This is a genomic window from Mycobacterium shunyiense (genome assembly GCF_058270075.1).
Genome location: NZ_JBZDPU010000017.1, coordinates 179,961 through 201,042 on the forward strand (window position 1 = coordinate 179,961; position 21,082 = coordinate 201,042).

23 protein-coding genes and 2 pseudogenes are annotated in these 21,082 nt (G+C 63.9%); 10 read left to right on the forward strand and 15 right to left on the reverse strand.

Features of this window, described 5'->3' with window-relative positions; genetic code table 11:
• Positions 1–84: 84 nt before the first annotated feature.
• The 6 genes and pseudogenes from AC4ELH_RS21890 (at position 85) to AC4ELH_RS21915 (ending at position 3,950) form a co-directional block, all read left to right on the forward strand.
• Positions 85–681 (forward strand): hotdog domain-containing protein, encoded by a 597-nt coding sequence (locus AC4ELH_RS21890; RefSeq protein WP_498886886.1) that lies wholly within the window; start codon positions 85–87, stop codon positions 679–681.
• A complete protein-coding gene (locus tag AC4ELH_RS21895) occupies positions 678–1,196 on the forward strand; it encodes an acyl-CoA thioesterase (protein WP_498886588.1) in 519 nt (172 codons plus the stop codon). Before AC4ELH_RS21890 ends, AC4ELH_RS21895 begins: the two co-directional genes overlap by 4 nt.
• Positions 1,197–1,216: 20 nt before the next feature.
• The gene (locus AC4ELH_RS21900) at positions 1,217–2,047 is read left to right on the forward strand and encodes an enoyl-CoA hydratase/isomerase family protein (RefSeq protein WP_498886591.1); all 831 of its coding nucleotides are present in this window, start codon (positions 1,217–1,219) and stop codon (positions 2,045–2,047) included.
• A gap of 30 nt (positions 2,048–2,077) precedes the next feature.
• Positions 2,078–2,178: pseudogene (locus tag AC4ELH_RS21905) on the forward strand (acyl-CoA dehydrogenase family protein); the annotation flags it as partial.
• Positions 2,179–2,229: 51 nt separating this feature from the next.
• Positions 2,230–3,126 carry an LLM class F420-dependent oxidoreductase gene (locus AC4ELH_RS21910; protein ID WP_498886888.1) on the forward strand — a complete coding sequence of 299 codons (897 nt, stop codon included), beginning with the start codon at positions 2,230–2,232 and terminating at the stop codon, positions 3,124–3,126.
• 44 nt (positions 3,127–3,170) lie between these two features.
• Complete coding sequence (locus tag AC4ELH_RS21915; protein ID WP_498886593.1) at positions 3,171–3,950, forward strand: thioesterase family protein; 780 nt, start codon at positions 3,171–3,173, stop codon at positions 3,948–3,950.
• Here AC4ELH_RS21915 and AC4ELH_RS21920 read toward each other — a convergent pair.
• Entirely contained in the window at positions 3,943–5,172 is a 1,230-nt protein-coding gene (locus AC4ELH_RS21920) for a CaiB/BaiF CoA transferase family protein (protein ID WP_498886595.1), read from the reverse strand. The genes AC4ELH_RS21915 and AC4ELH_RS21920 overlap by 8 nt on opposite strands.
• Before the next feature lie 292 nt (positions 5,173–5,464).
• Here AC4ELH_RS21920 and AC4ELH_RS21925 point away from each other — a divergent pair, with 292 nt between their 5' ends.
• Positions 5,465–6,118 carry a TetR/AcrR family transcriptional regulator gene (locus AC4ELH_RS21925; protein WP_498886597.1) on the forward strand — a complete coding sequence of 218 codons (654 nt, stop codon included), beginning with the start codon at positions 5,465–5,467 and terminating at the stop codon, positions 6,116–6,118.
• A gap of 208 nt (positions 6,119–6,326) precedes the next feature.
• Here the strand turns inward: AC4ELH_RS21925 and AC4ELH_RS21930 are convergent, their stop codons facing one another.
• Positions 6,327–6,659, reverse strand: coding sequence for a TetR-type transcription factor C-terminal domain-containing protein (locus AC4ELH_RS21930; RefSeq protein ID WP_498886599.1), 333 nt, complete (start codon positions 6,657–6,659; stop codon positions 6,327–6,329).
• A 15-nt stretch (positions 6,660–6,674) separates the two neighbouring features.
• A complete protein-coding gene (locus AC4ELH_RS21935) occupies positions 6,675–6,821 on the reverse strand; it encodes a TetR family transcriptional regulator (RefSeq protein WP_498886601.1) in 147 nt (48 codons plus the stop codon).
• 9 nt (positions 6,822–6,830) lie between these two features.
• Between AC4ELH_RS21935 and AC4ELH_RS21940 the strand changes: the two genes are divergently transcribed.
• Entirely contained in the window at positions 6,831–7,310 is a 480-nt protein-coding gene (locus AC4ELH_RS21940; RefSeq protein ID WP_498886603.1) for a hypothetical protein, read from the forward strand.
• 15 nt (positions 7,311–7,325) lie between these two features.
• Complete coding sequence (locus tag AC4ELH_RS21945) at positions 7,326–7,964, forward strand: NAD(P)-dependent oxidoreductase (RefSeq protein ID WP_498886604.1); 639 nt, start codon at positions 7,326–7,328, stop codon at positions 7,962–7,964.
• Positions 7,965–8,305: 341 nt separating this feature from the next.
• On the opposite strand, the gene AC4ELH_RS21950 is transcribed toward AC4ELH_RS21945, so the two are convergent.
• From AC4ELH_RS21950 to AC4ELH_RS21965, 4 genes are all read right to left on the reverse strand, one after another.
• On the reverse strand, positions 8,306–8,455 hold the full coding sequence (locus tag AC4ELH_RS21950; protein WP_498886606.1) for a hypothetical protein: 150 nt from the start codon (positions 8,453–8,455) through the stop codon (positions 8,306–8,308).
• Positions 8,456–8,582: 127 nt separating this feature from the next.
• On the reverse strand, positions 8,583–8,948 hold the full coding sequence (locus AC4ELH_RS21955) for an enoyl-CoA hydratase-related protein (protein WP_498886608.1): 366 nt from the start codon (positions 8,946–8,948) through the stop codon (positions 8,583–8,585).
• 643 nt (positions 8,949–9,591) lie between these two features.
• Entirely contained in the window at positions 9,592–10,464 is an 873-nt protein-coding gene (locus AC4ELH_RS21960) for a hypothetical protein (RefSeq protein WP_498886610.1), read from the reverse strand.
• Between the two features lie 77 nt (positions 10,465–10,541).
• The gene (locus tag AC4ELH_RS21965; RefSeq protein WP_498886612.1) at positions 10,542–11,519 is read right to left on the reverse strand and encodes an oxygenase MpaB family protein; all 978 of its coding nucleotides are present in this window, start codon (positions 11,517–11,519) and stop codon (positions 10,542–10,544) included.
• Between the two features lie 140 nt (positions 11,520–11,659).
• Here AC4ELH_RS21965 and AC4ELH_RS21970 point away from each other — a divergent pair, with 140 nt between their 5' ends.
• Positions 11,660–12,286, forward strand: a complete 627-nt coding sequence (locus tag AC4ELH_RS21970; protein WP_498886614.1) for a TetR/AcrR family transcriptional regulator — start codon at positions 11,660–11,662, stop codon at positions 12,284–12,286.
• A gap of 175 nt (positions 12,287–12,461) precedes the next feature.
• On the opposite strand, the gene istB is transcribed toward AC4ELH_RS21970, so the two are convergent.
• The 8 genes and pseudogenes from istB to AC4ELH_RS22010 form a co-directional block, all read right to left on the reverse strand.
• Complete coding sequence (gene istB, locus AC4ELH_RS21975; RefSeq protein ID WP_498886616.1) at positions 12,462–13,289, reverse strand: IS21-like element helper ATPase IstB; 828 nt, start codon at positions 13,287–13,289, stop codon at positions 12,462–12,464.
• Positions 13,286–14,914 (reverse strand): IS21 family transposase, encoded by a 1,629-nt coding sequence (gene istA / locus AC4ELH_RS21980; protein ID WP_498886618.1) that lies wholly within the window; start codon positions 14,912–14,914, stop codon positions 13,286–13,288. Before istA ends, istB begins: the two co-directional genes overlap by 4 nt.
• Positions 14,915–15,048: 134 nt before the next feature.
• A pseudogene (locus tag AC4ELH_RS21985) lies at positions 15,049–15,414 on the reverse strand (enoyl-CoA hydratase/isomerase family protein); the annotation flags it as partial.
• A gap of 6 nt (positions 15,415–15,420) precedes the next feature.
• Entirely contained in the window at positions 15,421–16,563 is a 1,143-nt protein-coding gene (locus AC4ELH_RS21990) for an acyl-CoA dehydrogenase family protein (protein WP_498886620.1), read from the reverse strand.
• Positions 16,564–16,572: 9 nt separating this feature from the next.
• Positions 16,573–17,868, reverse strand: coding sequence for an FAS1-like dehydratase domain-containing protein (locus AC4ELH_RS21995; RefSeq protein ID WP_498886622.1), 1,296 nt, complete (start codon positions 17,866–17,868; stop codon positions 16,573–16,575).
• Positions 17,869–17,876: 8 nt separating this feature from the next.
• Complete coding sequence (locus AC4ELH_RS22000; protein ID WP_498886624.1) at positions 17,877–18,725, reverse strand: mycofactocin-coupled SDR family oxidoreductase; 849 nt, start codon at positions 18,723–18,725, stop codon at positions 17,877–17,879.
• 1 nt (position 18,726) lies between these two features.
• Positions 18,727–19,512, reverse strand: a complete 786-nt coding sequence (locus tag AC4ELH_RS22005; RefSeq protein WP_498886626.1) for an enoyl-CoA hydratase-related protein — start codon at positions 19,510–19,512, stop codon at positions 18,727–18,729.
• Positions 19,509–21,053, reverse strand: coding sequence for a class I adenylate-forming enzyme family protein (locus AC4ELH_RS22010; protein ID WP_498886890.1), 1,545 nt, complete (start codon positions 21,051–21,053; stop codon positions 19,509–19,511). The genes AC4ELH_RS22005 and AC4ELH_RS22010 overlap by 4 nt, the downstream gene beginning before the upstream one ends.
• Positions 21,054–21,082 lie beyond the last annotated feature (29 nt).

A 21,082-nucleotide genomic window follows, 5' to 3' on the forward strand; every position in this document is an offset into this window, starting at 1 on the left:
ATGTCAATGCATTAGCGTTAGATGTATACCTGTATGGTGCGGCCTATGACCGAAGATTCCGCGATCCGCGGTGGATTTCCGCAGATGCGCACCTGGCAGGAGCCTGCCCTCCGCAATCCAGGCGGCGGTCCTGAGTATGGGGACATGATCGCGGCATTGCGGGACTTCCTCGATGGCGTTGCCGCCGCGGCGCCGGATACCGCGACGACGGTGGAGCTGGCCCGGGACCTGCGTGGCTGGTCCGACCGGTTGGCGCCGGCCGTGGTCGGTGAACGGCGCCAGATTTTCGCCCGCCGGCTCGACCTGCCCGGTCGCGGCCAGACCATGTCGCCGAACTTCGTGCCGGTCGACGGCGACCGGGACAGCGTGCGGGGCACGGTGCGGTTCGGTCGATATTTCCTCGGCGGAGGGGGCGCTGTGCACGGTGGTGCGATCCCGCTGCTCTTCGACGAGGTGCTGGGCCGCCTGTCCAACTCCGGCGGCCGGGCGCCGTCGCGAACGGCCTATCTGCACACCGACTTCCGGTCCATCACGCTGGTCGGCAAGGAGCTGACGGTGCGCGGGTGGTTCGCCAACGAGGAGGGCCGCAAACGGCTGCTGCGAGCTGAGCTGAAGGACGGCGATACCTTGTGCGCCGAGGCCGAAGGACTGTTCATCGAACTGCGTCCGGACCAGCCGTGAGCCAGGACGACAGCGGACTGTTCCAGCGGGTCGACCGGCCGCATCCCAAACGATCCGACATCGCCATGTACCCCATCACCGTGGACATGCAGGTGCGGTACGCCGATATGGACGCCTACGGACATATCAACAACCTGGCCATCGAGTCGCTACACGAGGACGTGCGCGCCAGGATGAACGCCGTTGTGCTGCCCGGAACCTATGATCCGCAACAACGACAGTTGCGTCTGGTCAGCGCGCAGAACGTGGTGCATTTTCTGGCCGAGACGTTGTGGCCCAACACTTTCCGGGCGGCCGTCGGCGTCGGGCGGGTGGGGACGTCCTCGTTCGTCGCATCCTCGGCCGTCTTCCTCGGCGATCAGTGCATCAGTCTGTGCGACACCGTGCTGGTGGCGGTCGACGACGACGGACCTTGTCCGCTGCCCAGTGATACCCGAGCTCAGTTGCAAAGCATGATGCTGCGACAGGACGAGTCAGGTCACCCGCGGGAAGATCCTCGAATGCGAGATAGCTAACCAGGTGAATGATGTCAGCGATGGAGTGCGATGATGCCGGTATCCATTGGATCGACAGAGGAGCTGCCGTGACCGACGCGACCAGCCTGAGCACCATCGAGTTTCACGTCAGCGACCACGTCGCCACCGTGGCGCTCAATCGTCCCGAAAAGTTGAACAGCTTCACCGAACAGATGGCCGCCGATCTCGCGACGGTCTGGGCCCGGGTTCGCGACGACGACGACATCCACGTCGCGGTATTACAGGCCAACGGTGACCGGGCCTTCTGCACCGGCATCGACGTCGCCCAAGGGACCTGGTGGACGCACAAGTCCATCTTCAACCAGGAGGACCCGGGCGAGCTGCTGGGGCCGAAGGCGCACAAGGTGTGGAAGCCGGTCATTGCCGCCCTGCACGGCATCGTCGCCGGCGGTGCGATGTATTTCGTCAACGAATGCGACTTCTCGATCTGCGCCGAGACCACCACCTTTTTCGATCCCCATGCCAACGCGGGCATCGTCTCGGCCTTGGAGCCGATGGGCATGCTTCCCCTGGGCGTGCCCTACGGCGAGGTGATGCGCTGGGCGCTGCTCGGCAGCGAGGAGCGGATGACGGCCCAGACTGCCCTGCGCATCGGCCTGGTTACCGAGATCGTCCCGGACGATCAGCTGCGCAGCCGCGCCGCCGAGTTGGCGGCCGAGATCGCCGCGCGCCGGCCCGAAGGGATTCAGGGAACGGTGCGGGCGATGTGGGAAGCACGGGATCTGCCGCCCACGATCGCCGCTCGCCACGGCAAGTTCTACACCGACCTCGGCAACGCCGGCGCGACCCCCGACTCGCTCAACAACAAGAAGAAGCCGCGAACCCGCTGAGGAGCGCACGACTGATACCCAGGTCCAAGATTGCCGCTGGAACGGTGGTTCCGTGACCTGCGGGTCAAGCGGCTTGGTGAAGGTGCCACCGAAGTTCACGTGAGGTCATTGCCAGGTCATTACCAAGATAGTTATATAGTTCACTAATTGCTGGCGATAGGGGTCACGTGCGCTACAACCTGATGTTCCCGATGCGGGCGGTCAAGCATTGGAATCGGTGGTCCGAGGGCGCCACCATCGGCGATATCGCGCGGCTGGTCGAAGAGGCCGGCTTCGACGGGTTCGCGATGTCCGAGCACCCCTACCCCGATAAGGAGTGGTTGGCCCACGGCGGCCACCATGCGTTCGACCCGTTTGTATCGTTGAGTTTCGCCGCTGCCGCGACCACCCGCATCCGGGTGATGACCTACATCCTGGTGTCGGGTTATCGCAGCCCGTTCTTGACGGCCAAGGGAGCCGCAAGTCTGGACCTACTGTCCGGCGGCCGCTTCACCCTCGGCACCGGTGCGGGCTATCTGAAGTCCGAATTCGAGGCATTGGGAACCGATTTCGGCCGTCGCGGTGCACTGCTAGACGAAGCGATCGCGGCGTGGCGGGCCACCTGGGCCGGCGTCGACCACGACGGTCCGGAATTCGGGGTGAGCGGACACATCGCGCTTCCGCCACCACTGACGGACGGTGGACCTCCGATTTGGATCGGCGGCAACAGCACCGCCGCACAGCGCCGTGTGATCGAGGTGGCCGACGGCTGGATGCCGATGGCCGCATCGGGCGAGATGGCCGCCATCACCCGGGCTCGACCACTGGAAGATATTGGGACGCTCAGTGAATGGATAGGTTCGGTGAACAAGAAGCGGACTGAGCTCGCCCGTGGCCCGGCCGACGTGTCGTTCGTGCCATTCGAGGCTGACTTGCTCGTCAGCGGCGACTGCACAGCGTTCTCGTCTGCAGTGCGGCCCAAGGTCGACGCGTACGCTGAGGCGGGCGTCACCTGGATCACCATCGAGCCGGCCAGCCGGAGTTTCAGCGACTTCCGCACCGATATCGACGTGCTGGCGTCCCAACTGATCGAACGGTGAAGGTAGTGCCCAGTTCCTTCTTTGTCAGCGACGGCGCTCGTTACATGCCAACCCCTTTGACACAAGGGCCATGGGGCCCGTCACTCAGCGGTCACTACGTCGGCGGGTTGCTCGGGCGAGCGGTCGAGCAGGAAGTCAACGCTGTCGATGCCGACTGGCAGCCCGCCCGACTGACGGTCGATCTGATCAGACCCGTCGCGCTGTCACCCCTGCAGGTGCATTCCTCTGTGGTGCGTGACGGCCGCCGACTTCGACTCGTCGACGCGATCATGACTCAGAACAACGTCATGGTGGCACGGGCCAGCGCATTGTTCCTCCGTCGCGGCGAGCACACCACAGACAACGTGTGGACAACGCCTATGGCGATGCCGGAGATCCCCGCTGAACTCGATGCGGTCAATGACGGCGACCTCATGTTGTTCCATTCCTACGGCCGCGATCGGGTTGCGGGCAGCCCGGGTGTCGGGGTCGACGAGTGGCGCCACGGTGGGCAGAAATTCGCGTGGGTGCGAGAGACAAAGTCGCTCGTCGACGACGAGCCGCTGTCCCCTTTCATTCGCGCCGCGATGGCGGGGGATGTGACCAGCTCGATAACCCATTGGGGTACCGACGGGCTGCAATTCATCAACGCCGACTACACCCTCACACTCAGCCGGCTGCCCGAAGGTCCCTACATCGGCTTGGCCTCGTTGACGCACTACGGAAATGCCGGAGTCGGCACCGGCGTCGCCACGCTGTTCGACAAGTCGGGGCCCATCGGCAGCGGCATGGCATCGGCGTTGGTGAACCCCGGGTTCACGCCACCTCCGTCGTTGGTCAGGTGATTGCCCCTTCGATCTTCAGCTCGACCAGGTCGTGATCACCAATGCCCAACTCCCGCAACACCTCGTCGGTGTGCTCGGCGAACATCGGTGCGCGGGTGAGGTGGGCGGCCGCCTCGTCGAACTTCACCGGATTGGCCACCAATCGCTGCTTATTACCCTGTGCATCAACGACATCGGCGATGCGCCCGTTGGCGATCAGTGCCTGGTCGTTGGCGGCCTCCCAGGCATCCTGCACCGGCGCCCACTGGCCGCCCGACAGGCTGAGTAGGCGTTTGCACTCTTCGAAGGTCCGCGAACCGATTGCCCGTCCGATGAGTGCCGTGGCCTCGTCGGCGTGTGCCGCGAGCGACTCCAGCGAGGCAAACCGCTCGTCGTCGGCAGCCCCCTCCAGACCGAACAGCCGGCATATGGGTGACCAGTAGCGGGTCGGCTGCAGCATCGACAACTGGATGAACCGGCCATCCGAGCACCGGTAGGCCCCGGTCAGCGGGTTGCCCGGGGCCTGGCCTTGGTGGTCGATCTTGGGAAGCGGGCAGTCATACAGCATCGCCAGGTTCAGGTTGAACTGGTTGGCCCACGCCCCGACCGCCAGCAGAGAAACGTCGATGACGGAGGTTTGGCCCGTGGCCTGCCTGCCGTACAGCGCCGCGGCTACCGCACCTGCGATGGTGATGCCACCCATGTTGTCGCCGTAACCCCCGGCCGGGATGCCGGTCGGCACTTCCGAGTCGGCGGGCGTCACCCCGTCGGCACTGCCCGAACGCGCCCAGAACGCCGTGACATCGTGTGCGCCGGTATCTCGATCCGGTCCTTCGCTGCCGAATCCACTGCCGGCGACGTAGATGATCGCCGGGTTGATCCGCCGGATCTCATCGAGGTCGATGCGTAGCTTGGCCCGCGCCTGCGGAAGGTAGTTGGTCAGGAAAACATCACTGCGACGGACAAGTTCCTCGAACACCGGGCGCGACTGGTTGAGGGCAAGGGACAGGCCGACGCTGCGCTTGCCGCGGTTCGGTGCTTCCATCATGGGAGCAAACGCGACCCCTGGCGCAGTGGCCGAGCGACCGCCGACAGTCACCAGGCCCCGTTGCCCATCGCCCGTCACCGGATTCTCGATCTTGATGACGTCGGCACCCCAGTCCGCGAGGACGGCGCCCGCCGAGGGCACGAAGGTGAACTGCGCGACTTCCAGGACGCGCACCCCGGTCATCGGTTTCTGCATCTACCCACATCCATCCTCGGGCCAGGGCTCCATGTGCGCTTACCTTTAATCAGTGACTCATCAATGAGACTTCAGTCCGCGACAGTATCGACGAACGTTTTCAACTTGTCGAGATATGGATCACATAGACAACATAGATTACTAGGTGCACGTCGTTACGGAAAGATCAACATGTTGAACCGCTTCATCGGTCGAGCCCTGGACCACATATTCTCAATATTGTGGTTGCCACCACACGGTAGGGTGGAACGTGGTTTGCAGTCAAGGAAGCGCGCGATCGAGGGTTGCAAGAATGGCGGGCGTGTCAGGGCGGACGAGTTCACGGCGGGCTGCACCATGGGGTGCCGACGCGCCCGTCGGCGAAGAGCAGGCCAGGGAGCGACTGCTTGAGGCCGCCGAAGCGTGCTATGTCGAGCGCGGCGTCAGCCGCACCCGGATGAGTGATATCGCGAACAGGGCCGGTGTGCATCGCCGCACGGTGTATGACTACTTCCCCACCAAGGACGCGCTGCTGGCCGCATCTTTTGTGCGAGCGGTCCGCGCCGTGCTTGACGTCTCCGAACCTTGTTGGGACACCGAGGAGCCCTTCCTGGACCAACTCGTAAACGCCACCACGGTCGGGCTGCGGGCCGCACGAAACTCGCCCACCATGGCACTGCTGATCGGCGCTGACGATCTTGGCAAGACCTTTCACGCGGCCGAAGCGTCCGAAACTTGGAACCAGAACCTTGCACATGTTCTGGGCCGACGGCTCGAAGTCGCCATGGAGGCCGGCGAAGTTCGCGACGACCTCACCGCCGACACCATGGCGCGCTGGGTGACACGCATTGCGTTCAGCTTGATCGCCGAACCCGGCCGGGCCGATGACGGCGGCGACGAAGGACTCATCCGCGCCTTCCTTCCTACTTGTCTAGCCCCACAGGGGGTCCGGCTTCAGCTTCCTTAACAAATTTGGCACATTTCTCCGCTGGCCAACCCCCGGTCCGTGAGTTGGTGGGCGGAACAGCGGGTCATCGGCGCGTCCATGCTGAGCAGATGCTGTTGGCGTGCTGTCGAACCGGCGGCACCGGTTGTCGTATTGTTGTAGCGCAACGTGTTTCGTACGTGGAAATAAACCGGCGGGACACCTCCATGGCGGACAGCGCGGTCGTTGATCAGTCGCGGCGCAGTAGGTCAAGCGCGAAATCGGCGTACTCCCGGGCGATATGCTCCAGGAAGGACGCACCGTCAAACCGGAACCATTGGGCCAGCGATGTGCACATCGTCGCGATTGCACTTCCGGCGTCGCGCGGGTGCTTGGTCGCAACATGTCCGTCACTGACCGCGGCCGCGATCTCCTCATCGAGCAGTTGCTGGATATCACTGCGTGGTTTAGGAATTCGGAATCGATTCGTTCCGGCCAGACTCCGCATCTCGCTCGCGCCGATGAATGCCAGGTCACGCCGGTGCGCGTGGTACAGCACGAGCACCTCGACGATCAGCGCCACCCGGTGAATGCTCGTCTACCCCTCGTCGCGGGCGGCGCGTACCCGCCAATGCAGTTCACCCATGGTGATGTCCAAGATGCGCACCGGGAGATCCTGCTTGTCGCGGTGGCGGTGATAGACCGAGGGAACGCTGACGCCGGCCCGCTGCGCCAGAGAGCGCATGGTGGCACCATGATAGCGGGTCGCCACGAACGACTCGACGGCGGCTCGCAGTACCGGGTCGAGCGCCAGTGGCGGAAAGTCACGCCACAACGCCTGGCCGCAGATCGGGGAACTCGCCCGGTGTGTGCTGTTGCGAAGCGACTGCGGACGGCGCATACCGCCGATCAGCGTGCGGATGTCCACGTCAAGAGCCTCGGCATCGTCAGCACGCCCTCGACGGACACTCCTGTCTTTCCGATCTCGATCGCACGCATCGTCGCGGGGCTGACAACCTTCCAGCGCGCGCTGCGCCAGGGTGAAATGGCCACGGAAGCGGCGTCACTCGATGTCGCGGAGTGCCTGTTCGGAAGTGTCCTGATGCACGTGATGAACCTGGCGCGGGGTAGTCATCACGATGCGAAACTTAATGCTTACCAACATGTTCGACCATTCGTTGATATCGTCCTGATCGGAATTGGAGCCCAGATACCAAGCGCCGACCCTGACTAACCTAGAGGTATCGCTATGAACATCACTGTCTTCGGCGGCTCCGGCAATATCGGACGCTTCGTCGTTGCTGATCTGCTCGCCGCCGGCCACAAGGTCACCGCCTACGTACGCAACCCCGCCAAGCTCGGTATTGACGATGCCCAACTGAACATAGTCGCCGGGGAACTATCGGACGCGCAGCGCATCCGGCAGGAGCTACGCGGGGCCGACGCGGTCATCAGCGCACTCGGGCCGTCGTTGAAACGCGGCGTCAAAGGGACGCCTGTCACCGACGGGACGAAGAACATCGTCGCCGCGATGACAGCCGAGAACGTCGGTCGCTTCATCGGCCTTGCCACACCGTCGGTTCCAGATGAGCAGGACCAACCCACCTTGAAGGCCAAAGTTCTGCCGCTGATCGCCGGGACAATGTTCCCCAATGCACTCACCGAGCTCGTCGGGATGACACAGGCGGTGACCGGGTCCGGACTCGACTGGACCATCGCCCGGATCACCCGCCCGACCAACGGGAAACCGAAAGGCACTGTGCGTGCGGGCTTCCTCGGCTGCGACAAAGTGGGATCGGCGATGACACGAGCCGATATCGCCACCTTCCTCATCGCGCAGCTCACCGATGCCACATACTCCCTGGCCGCACCGGCCATCAGCAACTAATTCAACGGAAGTAGCGCGGATGACCCTGCACCTCCCCTGTCCGCGGCGGACGCCTTGCGGATGGGCTTGGTCAACCGCGTCGTCGCCCACGTCGCGCTCGAACCGGTGACGGAAGCGTTGACGGCCCAGATCGCTGGCGCGTCGCTGTCCACACTGATGGCGACGAAGACCATGCTCGTGCGGGCTTGGGAGCAAATGGGCATGCGCCAGCATCTTCAGCTGCCGGCGGACCCGATAACGATGGTGAAGGACACATCTGACAACCCAGGAGCTCAGGGCCGAGCCCCAGCAGCGAAGCCGGCTCCCCCCGCGAACAGGCGTCCGATGGATGATGCGTCTGCTCAGCACACCCGACCGGCGAAGAAGGCACCTGAGACGATCCCGATGACGATGGCCGCGGTGGTGTACCCCAGCACGGCGGCCACGACGACACCCGTGATTGCACCAACGCCCAGGCTGAGCAGGAGAAGGCCCAGCAGCGCTCCGGTCATGAGCTACCTTCCTATGACATGGATCACAACGAATCACACGAGTGTGTCAAGCCACAGAAAAATACCATAAATCAGATAACTGTTTAGCGTTCTTGTCACCAAATTTCATCGCGACGCTCCAGACCGCTCAGCACCCCCGGAAATCGGGAGGCCGTCGCTCCCGGAACGCACGGACTCCCTCCCGGAAGTCCGCAGTGCCGGCCAACGTCAGCTGGCCATCGGCCTCGATGGCCTGAACCTGCTCCAACTCACCGAGCGTCCCCGCCGCCAGCGCACGCTTGGTCCAGGCGTACGACAACGTCGGCCCGGCGGATACCGACCGCAGTACCTGCTCCAGAACCGTGTCGTAATCGTCGTCGGCGGTCAGATGCGAGATCATCCCCCACTCGAACGCCGTTGCGGCGTCGACACGTTCAGCGGTCATGGCCATCCGTGCGGCACGGGCACGTCCGATCAGCGCCGGCAGGAGCGCACAGGCACCTCCGTCGGGCATCAACCCGACACGACTGAATGCCAGCTGATTTTGACCGCCGATTCGGGAGTCGTTTGATCACGAATTTCGGAGTCGCTGAGGGAGGTTCGTGGGTTGGATTGATCACGAAAATGGGAGTCGGTAGCGTGGATTGACCGCTGGCCCGGCGGTCCACGGTTTATCAGGGGTTAAGGGCAGAACACGCGTACGAAACGCGGCGTCGCGAGTTACATGCGCGCCCCCGTCTTCGGCTCCACTGCGGCGTCAGGGACTTTGTCAATTGCCCCATCCATCCAGCCCCCCGCAGCCGGTTTGAAGACGTCTTTCCGGTACCGACCGATCAAGTTGGATGGGACGATTTCGTCCAGCAGAGCCGTGTTTCAGATGCGCAGGACGTCACATCAAACATCACGATTAGTGGGCCCGCCACCGCTGCAACAGTGACGCACCGAAGTCTCTCTAGCGCTGCTCGCCGGTAGGTCTCGCTACGGTCATGGGCCTACCCAGTCGGATCCTCCCACCATCTCGCGATAGATAGGGCATCCCAGGTGTCACATCATCGTCGAGCATCTGCCTGTCTGGATCTCGACGTGGACCGGCGAGCTTCTGACGCATAGCACCTGCCCGCTGACCTTCAGTTGGGTATGGCGCATGAACGCGCCTCTCACACAAGGGATGCGGTGGCCGGTAGTGGGTGGGTGGTGGTGTCGTTGATGCCGAAGAGCTTGACGGTGCGCTCGGCGATTCCGTTGCGGCGGGTTACTAGGCCCCACGTGATGGCCGCGGCGAACAAGATGGTGGGTATCCAACCAAGAAGGTGCACAAGCAGTCCCGTGGTCAGCGCAGCCACCAGGGTAACGATCATGGTGGTTGCCCACAGTCCGAGCGCCACCAGAGGGCGTGGGCCGAGGCGTCCGGTGAGGCGTAGCCCGTCGGCGTGCCAGCGTCCCATGATGAACAGCATCACGACGACGAGCATCCCGAGTAACGCATAGAGGGTCAATGCCACTGGGGAAGTGGCCCACGCCCGAATGTTCTGGGATGCAGGAGCGTCAGTCCAGTGCGCGAATGTGGTGGCATCGGCGGAGAAGAAGCGTTGGTAGCCGGTGCCGTTCCAGCCGTAGCTGAGAATGAAGAACAGTGCAAAGTAGCCGGCCACCATCTGCATGAAGGCCCACTGCATGTGGTCGCGGGTGATGAGCCATCGGGTCACCAGGTATCCCAGTACGCCTTGGGTGGTGTTGGTGGCGGCGAACACGGCGACCAGCCATACCGGCAGTGCGTCATGGGTGGGTGCGGCGTGCATGGTTTCCCAGCTGGTGAAGCCCAACAGCAGCCATGCCCCGCTGGGGGCGAACAGGCCGGCGCAGAACAACATGGTTGCGGTCAGGTAGGGGTCGGTCAACGCTGACTGCCATCGCGGCCGGTCGATGGGTGTGTGCCGGGGGGCGCGGGCGGCGGATCGGAGTTGGTGGGTGGCCGACAGTGCCAGGCTGGCGCCGATACTGTATGACCAGAACACATCAAGTTGCACCATTGCGGTGTTTCTCCCTTGGGGCTCAACGGAATATGGGGCTGGGGCTCGGCGCGGCAGCTGCGCGACGGGGCGGGGCTTTACTGCGACGCAGCGGTGTTCTCGGTTGGTGGGATCGGCTGGAAATTATGGGGCCGGTTGCGGTACTGCGGTGGCGGGGCGTAGCGGGGCGGTGCTGTCAGCAGCGGTGCGTCGGCGGGCAGATCGCCGCGGACTCGAAGCCACCCTTGCCGTGCTCGCGGGTGCATGCGGGCCCGCTCGGGCAGTACCCGCCACACCAGCCGCAGCACGAGGTTGATGGCATCGAAAATCCGTTGGTGAGTGCGGGTCCATTTCAGCCCGGCGAGCCGACGCACCGGCCCGGGATACATCCCGGTCGCATACAGGCGAAAGATCGGCATCCCGATTCCGTTGAGGACGCCTCGGTACAGCGGTGCGGGGATCCAGCGCGGTGGCGTGTTGTGCACGCCGAATCGGTAGTAGAACAGATCCTTGAATGCCTGGGTCATCACCAGTTCGTGGCTGACCATGTGGTCCCAGTAGACCCAGAACGTGTCCAGGGTGTCTGGTTCGTCTCGGTATTTGATGCCGTACTGGCGCCAGATCACCTTGAACTCTTCGAACAGCTGCTCCTGTTGCCCCTTGGTGAATCCACCGTAGAAGTTCTCGGCCATCTCCAGGGCTGCGACAATGTAGGTGGCGTGTGCCCAGTAGAACGTGTCCGGGCGCAGCGCAGGGGCGCGGCGTCCGGTGCTGTCGGTCGACACCAGCCCGCTGTGATACCGCACCAATTCCTGAGATGTCTGGTGGGCGCGCTCACCGTCGAAGGCGGTGCCCAGGATCGTGTACAGGGATCGCAGCAATCGCTGCATTGGTTCCTGTTTGACCGTGGAGTGTTCCTCCACGACTGCGGCTAACCCGGGATACAGGTTCTGAATCGTGCCACCCCAGAACACATAGGGCACCACCCGGGAGTCAGCGAACAACCGCCAGAACAGCGAATCGGGCCCGAGTGGGGTGATCGGTGTGTCCGGATCTGCAGGAATGCTCACGCTCATGTTCGACGCCCTCCCATGTGGCTTTTGGTGAATCGACTCACCAAAACATCATTTGGTGATACTGTTCACCAAAGGATGCGGGTTCGTCAAGCAGGCCTGACCGATCACATACCGGGGGGTTACCTAGGATCGATTCGACGATGACGACACCGAACCGATACCGGTACACCGGATTGAGCGTCGCTGAGCGTAAGGAGCGCCGCCGGGTGGCGCTGCTAGGGGCGGCCCTGGATGTGCTGGCCGAGTCAGGTGTCGAAGCGATTACTGTGCGTGGCGTCTGTCGGCGGGCGGAACTCAACGACCGCTATTTCTACGAGCACTTCACGAGCTGTGATGAACTGCTCGGGGCCCTGGCCGACTACGGGCTGCATGCGCGACTACTGCCGGACCTAGAAGTTCGGCTGACTGACGCGGGGTCGGATCCCGCCAAGTGGGCTCGGGCAGCTACCGAGGCCACTCTGTCGATTGTCGATGACGACCCCCGTTGGCGACATCTCATCGTCAATCTGACGGCCACCCCGGCACTGCGGGAACGCCGTGACAACGCTGTCTCGCTGGTCGCTCAACTCATGCAAAGTGCGGCCGAGGAACTTCTCGATCAAAACGATCGTCAAGCACAACTTACCTCAATTGTGTTGGCGTCGGGCATCTTCGAAGTCGTGGTGCGTTGGGCTCGCGGTGTTCTCGACATCGATCGCGCCCAGCTCGCCGACTACCTGGTCGACTTGCTCGTCGGTGTCGGGAACATCGCGAACCAGGAACGATAGGGCCCGCCTTAATACGAAACCAGGTAGCGGTCGGCGAGGGTGGAGGCGCAGTCCTCTGCCCGGCCGCGCTTGGCACTGGCAGCCAAACCATCCCGACGCCAGCGCAGAACTCATCGCCGAGGCCTACGACGCCTCAAACAGCTGACACAGCTAGCTCGCCGTCGAGTGCCGACGATCAGGCACGAGCATCGTCGGAGGCTGCGGGGTTGTGTTTTGATCGGGTCTGGGCCAGACGGAAGGAATCAGTTCCAGTTTCGATGATGTTGCCGCCGAATGTAAGTCGGTCCACGATGGCCGCGCATAGCCGTGGGTCGGTGAACGTCTTGGTCCACCCAGAGAAACTCTCGTTAGACGCAATCGCCACCGAAGCCTTCTCCTCGCGTTCGGTGAGCACCTGAAACAGCAGTTCAGCGCCGCGCCGGTCGAGCTCCATGTAGCCCAGCTCATCGATGCAGAGCAGATCGACCCGGCCGTAGCGAGCGATGGTCTTGGACAGTTGCTTGTCGTCGGCGGCCTCGACGAGTTCGTTGACCAGCTTGGTGGCCAACGTGTACTTCACCCGGTACCCGGCCATCGCCGCCTCGGTGCCCAACGCGATCAGCAGATGGCTCTTACCGGTGCCCGAATCGCCGATCAAGCACAGCGGCAACCCTTTCTTGACCCATTCGCATTTGGCCAGCGTGTACACCGCGGCCGCGTCAACGTGAGGGTTGGCGTCGAAATCCCACGCCCGCAACGACTTGTCGCGGGGGAAGCCGGCGGCTTTGATCCGCCGCGTAGCACGGCGCCGGGCCCGGTCATCGCATTCGGCCATCAACAGTTCGGCCAGAAATCCGCGATAGGACATCTGCTCGGCGGCGGCCTCGTCGGCCAGCTCGGCGAAGTTGACGCGAATCGTCGGCAAGCGCAGCATCCGGCAGGCCTGCTCCACAGCAGCGTCAGCAGCTTGCTCGGTCAACCCGCGCCGGTGCGGCAAACTGGTGCTCGCAGAAGTCGTACTCATGAGGTGGCGGTGTCCTTCCTAGGATTGCGCAGCAGAGCGTCGTAGGCCGCCACCGAGGGCAGCGGCCGAGAATCAGTAGGCAGTGCGGCCAGTCGTCGCGCGGTCAGCGACGCCACCGCCTCGGCCTCGTCTGCGGTTTCATGGCGTTCGCCCTGGTGTTCAGAAGTGTTGTCCTCAGCCGCCTTTCGCGCCTCTAAGACCACGGAGTCGGCAGTCAGCGCCCCGGCGCCCAGGGCGCGGACCAACCCTATGACCACCAGTTCATGCGGCAGATGCCGGTGCGCCAGCAAGACGGCGATCAGTTCGCGGGTGCCGGTAGCGTCGCCGTGAGTCTTGCGGGCCGCTGCCCACCAGGCGTCGTGCACCGGGGTGAACCGCCCCGCCGCGCGGGCCTGCTCCAACGCCGTCGAACCCGGCAGGGCACCGGGTTTGCGCAGCAGAATCTCCAGGTAGTGATCCAACTCCAGCCGGGTTTCGGCCTTGCCCGGCAAGCGTTCATGGGTGGCGACTAGCTGGCGGTCGCAATACACCTCCAGATGCGAGGCATGCAGCTGCACCCGCACATGACGTCCGGCTAGCCGGACCGGCACCGAATATCGATTGGTGCGCACCGTGATCTGACTGTGCCGATCCACGCGCAGGTTGAACCAGCGCCCGGTCTCAAACGCGGCCTCAGGCAACGGCACCAACAACGACGCCTCGGCAGTGAACAACTCACCGACGGTGCGGACCCGGGAACCGATGCGGCGATCCAGGTCATCGGCGTCCCACTTGTCGATCATGGCGTTGAGTTCAGCGATCGATTCGACCTGCGGCACCGGCACGAAGTGGTTGCGGCGGAACCAGCCGATCTGGCCTTCCACCCCGCCCTTCTCATGGGCACCTTGTACTCCGGGTTGGCAGTAGAACGCCTCGATCCCGTAGTGGGACCGGAACGCCACCCAGCGGTCGTTTTCCACCCGATGCCGCGACATACCCAGCACCGCTGAGACTGCTGATTTGAGGTTGTCGTAGCGGATCCGGCCGAACGGCACCCCGCCGAGAACCTCGAAGGCGTGCGCGTGGCCCTCCAAGAATGCTTCCTGGCCAGCCGACAGGAACACCCGATGCACCGCGCGACCCGAAAACGACAACCGCAACGAGAACCGCAACGAGCACGTCACCGGCTGACCGCGCAGCTCTACGACCACATCACCGAAGTCGACCTCGGCTTCCTCCCCGGGCCTGTGCGACTGCGGCACGAACACCTCGATCGGGGCCCGGCCGGATTCGGCGAGAATCTCCGCGCGTCGCATCGACACATACGCGCGCACCCGCGAATACGACAATTCAGCCTGATGCTCCTCGCGCAGCCGATCGAAGATCCGCTTAGCCGTATGACGCTGTTTGCGCGGGGCGGTCAGATCTGTCCGCAGCCAACTGTCGATGACCTCGCGGTAACCGTCGATCTTGCTGCCCCGGTTCGGATAGTGCTTTCGTTCCGAAGGCCAGGCCGACCCCAAGGCCTTGTGCACCGTTGTCCACGACACCCGGTACTCACGCTGAATCGCCCGCGCCGACTTCCCAGCGCGAGCATCCCGGCGGATCGCCGCGTACAGCTCCAACTTCGACCCCGAAGGCCGCACACAGACATCCAAGCCACGCCACATGGACAGCCGGTGACTCCCGAATTCACAGTCAACAACACCTTCGCCACAACACCGACTCCGAAATTCGTGATCAAACGACTCCCGAATCGGCGGTCAGAATCAGCCAGCTGAAAGTACGCGGGCGGTGCGGCCACCACCAGATCGCAGGCCAGCGCCAGCGGACAGCCGAAGCCGACCGCCGCGCCGTGTACCCCTGCAACCACCGGTTTGGGCAGAGTCGTGATTGCCTGCACCACCCGGTTGGCGGCGTGCGCGGCACCTTCTGTATCCCTGCCGATCAGGTCGCCACCGGAGCAGAAGGCGCGCCCGGCTCCGGTGAGCAGCACCACTCGAACCGAGTTGTCGGCCGCGGTTTCGCTGAGCCGGGACGACAATTCGTCGAGCATCGGGGTATCGACGGCATTGAGCTTCTCCGGCCGGTCCAGACGGATCCGCCGGACAGCGTCGTGGTCGTGGACCGAAACACCGTTTGGCACAGGTGGTTACAGGCCCAAGTCGCGGCCGATGATGTCCTTCATGATCTCGGTGGTGCCGCCGAAAATCGTCATGATGCGGTTGTCCATGTAGTCGCGGGCCACTCGGTACTCGGTCATGTAGCCATAGCCGCCGTGCAACTGCACACAGCCATCGACCACCTTCTTGGCCAGCTCGGTGCACCACCATTTGGCTTTCGATGCCTCGACTGCCGTCAGCTCACCGTCGACCACCGCTTGCAGGCACCGGTCGATGTACTGTTCACCGATCTCGAGTTCGGTGTCCATCTCGGCCAGCAGGAACCGGTTGTGCTGGAAGCTGCCGATCGATTGCCCGAAAGCCTTGCGGTCCTTGGCGTACTGCAGGGTCTGTCGCCAGGTTTCGCGGGCACCCGCGATGGCCGAGATGGCGATGGACAAACGTTCCGACGGCAGATTGTGCATCAGGTGATAGAAGCCGCGGCCCTCTTTGCCCAGCAGGTTGGCTGCGGGGACCCGCACGTCTTCGAAGACGAGTTCGGCGGTGTCCTGGTAATGCAGACCCATTTTTTCCAGCTTGCGGCCGCGGCTGAACCCGTCCATGCCGTCCTCGACCACGAGCAGGGTGAAGCCTTTGTGCCCGGCTTCGGGATCAGTGCGGCACACCACTACCACCAGGTCGCAGTTGATACCCGAGGAGATGAACGTCTTGGAGCCGTTGACGATCCAATCGTCACCGTCGCGGACCGCAGTGCTACGAATGCCCGCCAGGTCACTGCCCGCACCCGGTTCGGTCATAGCGACGGCTACGATCAGTTCCCCGCTGCTGATACCCGGGAGCCAGCGCTTCTTCTGTTCGTCATTGGCCAATGACGAGAAGTACGGTCCGACAACGTCGTTCTGCAGACTCAACGACGGTGCCGGCCCCCCGTAGCGGGCCAGCTCCTCGTCGATTACGGCGTTGAACCTGAAGTCGTCAACTCCCCCACCGCCGAATTCCTCTGGCATATTGAACCCGATCAGGCCGTACTTGCCGGCAGCCACATACGCCGAGCGGTCAACCAGCCGCGCGCTTTCCCATTGCTCGGCATTCGGTACGAGCTCCCGCTCTATGAACTGCCGTACCGTATCCCGGAACGCCTCGTGCTCGGCTTCCAAAACCAATCGCTTCATATGCCTGTCTCACTCTCCGTACAGTCGGCGCATTTCCTCGCCGACCTTGCCTGATACTCGCGAAACAACCTGCGCTCCACGTCTTCTGAGGTCAGCGTCGGGTACCGGTAGCACGACTGGGCCGGTGGCCTTCGACGGAAGCAGCACCTTCGCGGTGCCGCGGGTGGTGGCCTCGTCGCGCTGACTGGTGGCAAACACCTCCACCGACACCGCCTCGTCGGCGCAGTCGCCCTTGGCCGTGACCTTGCCGGTGCACCGATGTACGTCGCCGTGATAGTTGAAGCCACGCATCTGCAGGTCCATCTCGGCCAGCCAGCCGTCGTCCCCCATCCAGTTGGTCAGCAGGTGGCTGACCCATGCTGCGCGCATCTGCCCGTAGTCGTAAGGCGCCGGAATGCCGAGCGCCTGCGCGCGGGCCGCGTCCCAGTGCAGCCGTTGCACGACATCGGGCACGCCATACTCGTCGGGTTGGAAGAACGCAGGCATCCGCTTACGCAACTGGTGGGCGAACTTCAACGGGCCGACACCGTATCCACCCCAGCCCCATCCCATGTGCATCGAGATGATGTCGACCACAGTCAGGGGGCCCTTGATGATTCCAGGAAGATCGTCACCGACAGCGACATCCTCCCACCACTGCAGGTCGGCGCCGCGGCGCACCTCGGCCTCGTACTCGGCCTCGACCTGTGCGAACTCTTCAGGTGTCCAGTGCTGGCGCTCAATTCCCTTGAGCTTGCCGGACTTCTTCGAACCCTGCCGCTCGGCGTTGATGTAGGACTCGTCGCGGGTGGCGATCGGATTCCCGTCGATGTCGACGTAGAGATACCGGAAGGTCTCCTTGACCGAGCGACCGCCGGAAAATTCGCTCTCCTTGACCTGGACATCGAGCGTGTAGTTCTCGGCCAACACCGGACGTCCGGCATATACCGGGCGGTACCAGGTCCACTTCACTCCCGAGTAGTACTTGCCGGTACCGCGGAACAACCCACGGAACAACTTCTTTCGTTCCGGGTCCGTGAACTTCGGGGTCTGATCCAGGCCGGTCGCGATCGGAAACGTCGGTGAGGCGATCTGCCCGTGCCAGCGGGTGCTCGGTCCGTACGCAGGATCGTGGAACAACGGGTTGTCGTCGCCACAGCCGAAGGCGAACTGCGTGATGGCATCGCCGGATGGCAGCTTGTTCCATGCCTCGTCGCGCTGGAATACCGGAATCCCGATCTGCGCTTTGGCGCGCTCGATGTCCTCGTCGGTGATCCGGCCTTCTTCGGCTGCCGTATCTGCTCCGCTTTTCTGGGTGGTGGTCATCGCTTCTCCTAAAACTTCAGCATGGCGCCGGCATCGACCTTGAGCTGCAGGCCGGTCACGTAGCGGGATTCGTCAGAGGCCAGGAAGCAGACCGCATTCGAGATGTCGGACGGCTCTACGTACGGCGTCGGCATGGCTTGCATGGCGGGGAACGCCAACAGAGCGTCGTCCCGAGTGGGCGACTCGAGGTCCGGCCGGAACTGGCGGTACATCGGCTCGCTGTTGAGCATCGCGGTGTTGCAATTGGTGGGGTGAACGACATTGGCACGGATGGATTGTGGTGCCAGCTGACGTGCCAGCCGCAGCGTGTACGAGTCCACCAACTCCTTGGCGTAGCTGTAGCCTGCACCTCCCGGACCGTCCGGCCCGGGGGCCCCGGGCTGTGCCGCAGCGATAAGTGCTGCGACGGACCCAGTGGTGATGATCGACGCGCCTTCCTTCAGGTAAGGCAGCGCGGCGTGCACCGTGTTGACGACGCCGATGAAGTCGACATCGAACGCATCGGCAAAGGCCTGCACGGGGCGGCCCACCCCCAGCGGACATATCCCGGCGTTGGCGACGACCACGTCGAGCTTGCCGAATTCGCCCACCGCATTGGCGAGTTCACGCGCCAGCGAAGGCCGGTCCCGCACGTCGACCTCGGCGGTGTAGGCCTTGCGGCCGGTCTTCTCCACCTCCAGTCCGGCTTCTTCGAGATCACGCGATGTGGCCAGTGCGTATCCGTTGGTCTCGATGTCGTGGCAGATGTCGAAGAGGATGACGTCGGCACCCTCCTCTGCCAGTTTGACTGCGTGACTACGCCCCTGACCGCGCGCTCCACCGGTGACCAGAACGACTTTTCCCTCTACCCGGCCCATGTCAGCGTGCCTTCCAGACCGGTTGACGTTTCTGCGCGAAGGCCAGCGGGCCTTCCTGAGCGTCTTCGGATTTCAGCAAAGCGGTGAACTCACGCTGAGTGCGCTCCCACTTTGGTTCCTCATGGGCGATCACGCCATTGTCGGCGGCGTACGCGACCCGTTTGCTGGCCTGCACCGACAGCGGCGCGTTCACCGTGATCCGCTCGGCGAGCGCGAGAGCAGCCTCCACCACGGTGCCGTCGGCTACCACTTGGTTGATCAGCCCCCACCTCAGCGCCTCCTGGGCGGTGACCGGCTCTCCGGTGAAGACGAGTTCGAGCGCCACCTTGCGCGGCAACTGTTCGATGATCCGGAATACCCCGCCCGCACCGGCGATCAGGCCGCGCTTGACCTCGGGTAGGCCGAAGCTGGCAGTTTCGCCGGCGACCACCAGATCACTGGCCAGGGCCAACTCCGAACCACCGCCCAAGGCGGTGCCGTTGACCGCGGCGATCGTGGGCTTGTCGATGAAGTGGTGTACGTAACCGGCGAAGCCCCACTCGGGGTTTGTGTCGTGAAAGAGATCCTCCCCGCGTGAGATCGCCTTCAGATCCGCCCCGGCACAGAAGGATTTGTCTCCGGCCCCGGTGAGCACCACCGCCCACACATCGGGGTCGTTCTGCGCGGCTTCCAATGCGTTGCCGACGGCGATGCTCACCGCACCGTTGACCGCGTTGCGGGCGTCCGGACGGTTGATCGTGATGAGCGCGACGTTGCCTCTGCGCTCCACTATGGCGGCGTCAGTCATGAATTCTCCTTCTGCGGATTGTTGGCGTTCTCTGATTGGGGATCTGCCTGTCCGGCACCGAGGTCCGCCAGCATGGCCAGCAGGCGCCGACGGTCCACCTTCAGCGCCGCCCCCCGCGGTAGCGCATCCACCACGAACACCTGGGCGGGCACCTCATATGGCGTGAGCACAGCACGGCAGTGCTCACGCAATTCGTCACCGTCGGCATCGACGCCCGAACGTAATTCGACTGCGGCAACCGGGATCTGGCCCAAACGGCGATCAGGAATGGGCGCCACCGCCGCATCGGCTACCGCTGAATGCCCTCGCAGCGCCCGCACAACGGTCTCCGGTGCCACCTTGAACCCGCCGCGAACGATGACGTCGTCGGCGCGACCGTCGATGTAGAGGAAGCCGTCGGCGTCGAGGTGCGCCAGATCGCTGGTGGTGACCCACTCGTCCGCGCGTCCGGTCTGTGGGGTAGCAACCTGCAGCCTTCCAGTCGCATCCGGGCCGAGCACCGCGCCGTCCTCGTCTACGATCTGCAGCCGGACGCCGGGGAACGCGCGTCCCACGCTGCCCTTCTTCTCGGCCCACAGCGCGTGAAAGTCCTTCATCGTCCACCCGGCCACGGCACCGGAGAACTCGGTTGCGCCGTATACGACGAGGATCGGAATGCCGTAACGCTCGAAGAAGTCGTCGACCAGTGCGGGGTCGACCGGGCTGGTGCCCGCGTTCACCGCGCGGATACTCGCCAGATCCTCGACCGGAACATCGGAATCGAGCACCGATCTGATGGCCGCGGGCGGCAAGCCCGCGAGAGCGGGCCTGTGCTCTTTGACCACCGAGTGCCAGCCCGGCACCGTGAACCTGTCCAGCATCGCAATCGGTCGGGCGGCGACCAAGGATTGCAGCAGCGACCAGAGGCCGCCGATGTGAACGATGGGCAGTGTCACCAGGCCGACCGTTCCCGACAGCGGCGGTTTGGTCCGGGACCCGGGCCGGTCGTTGTGTTGCAGCGCCGCGGAAAGGGCGACCTCCAACTGGGCACGGGTCAAGGGAATACGTTTCGGCGGGCCTGTTGTACCCGACGTCAGCATCTCGATCGCGACGGTGGAATCGCCGGCGTCCGCCTGTGCGCGCCCCCGAGCCTGCACGATCACATCGTCACCGTCGAGGCTCCACCCTGTGGCGCCGAGATCCCCGACCGTCCAGTCGAACACATCTTCCGTCCACACCGCGTGCGGCGCCAGGACGTAGGCCACTCCGGCTGCAGCCAGGTCGGCGCTCAACCGCTCCGGTGGCTGCAGCGGACTGATGGTCACCAGAGTGCGTCCGCCCCGGAAGATGGCGATGAGGGCGGCGACCGACTCCATGCGATTCGGCAGCACAACCGCGACCCGGCCGCCCTCACCGCACCCCGCCGCGGTCAACTCCTTGTCGATCCGCTCGGTCAAACTACGGATGCGACCCCAGGACTCCCAACGCCCGTCGCATTGCAGCATGCGCGCGTGGTCATTGGCATCCCACAGCCGGCCCAACGCTTCTTCGATGCTCGTCATCGTCACTTTCCGAACGGTTCGCCGTAATC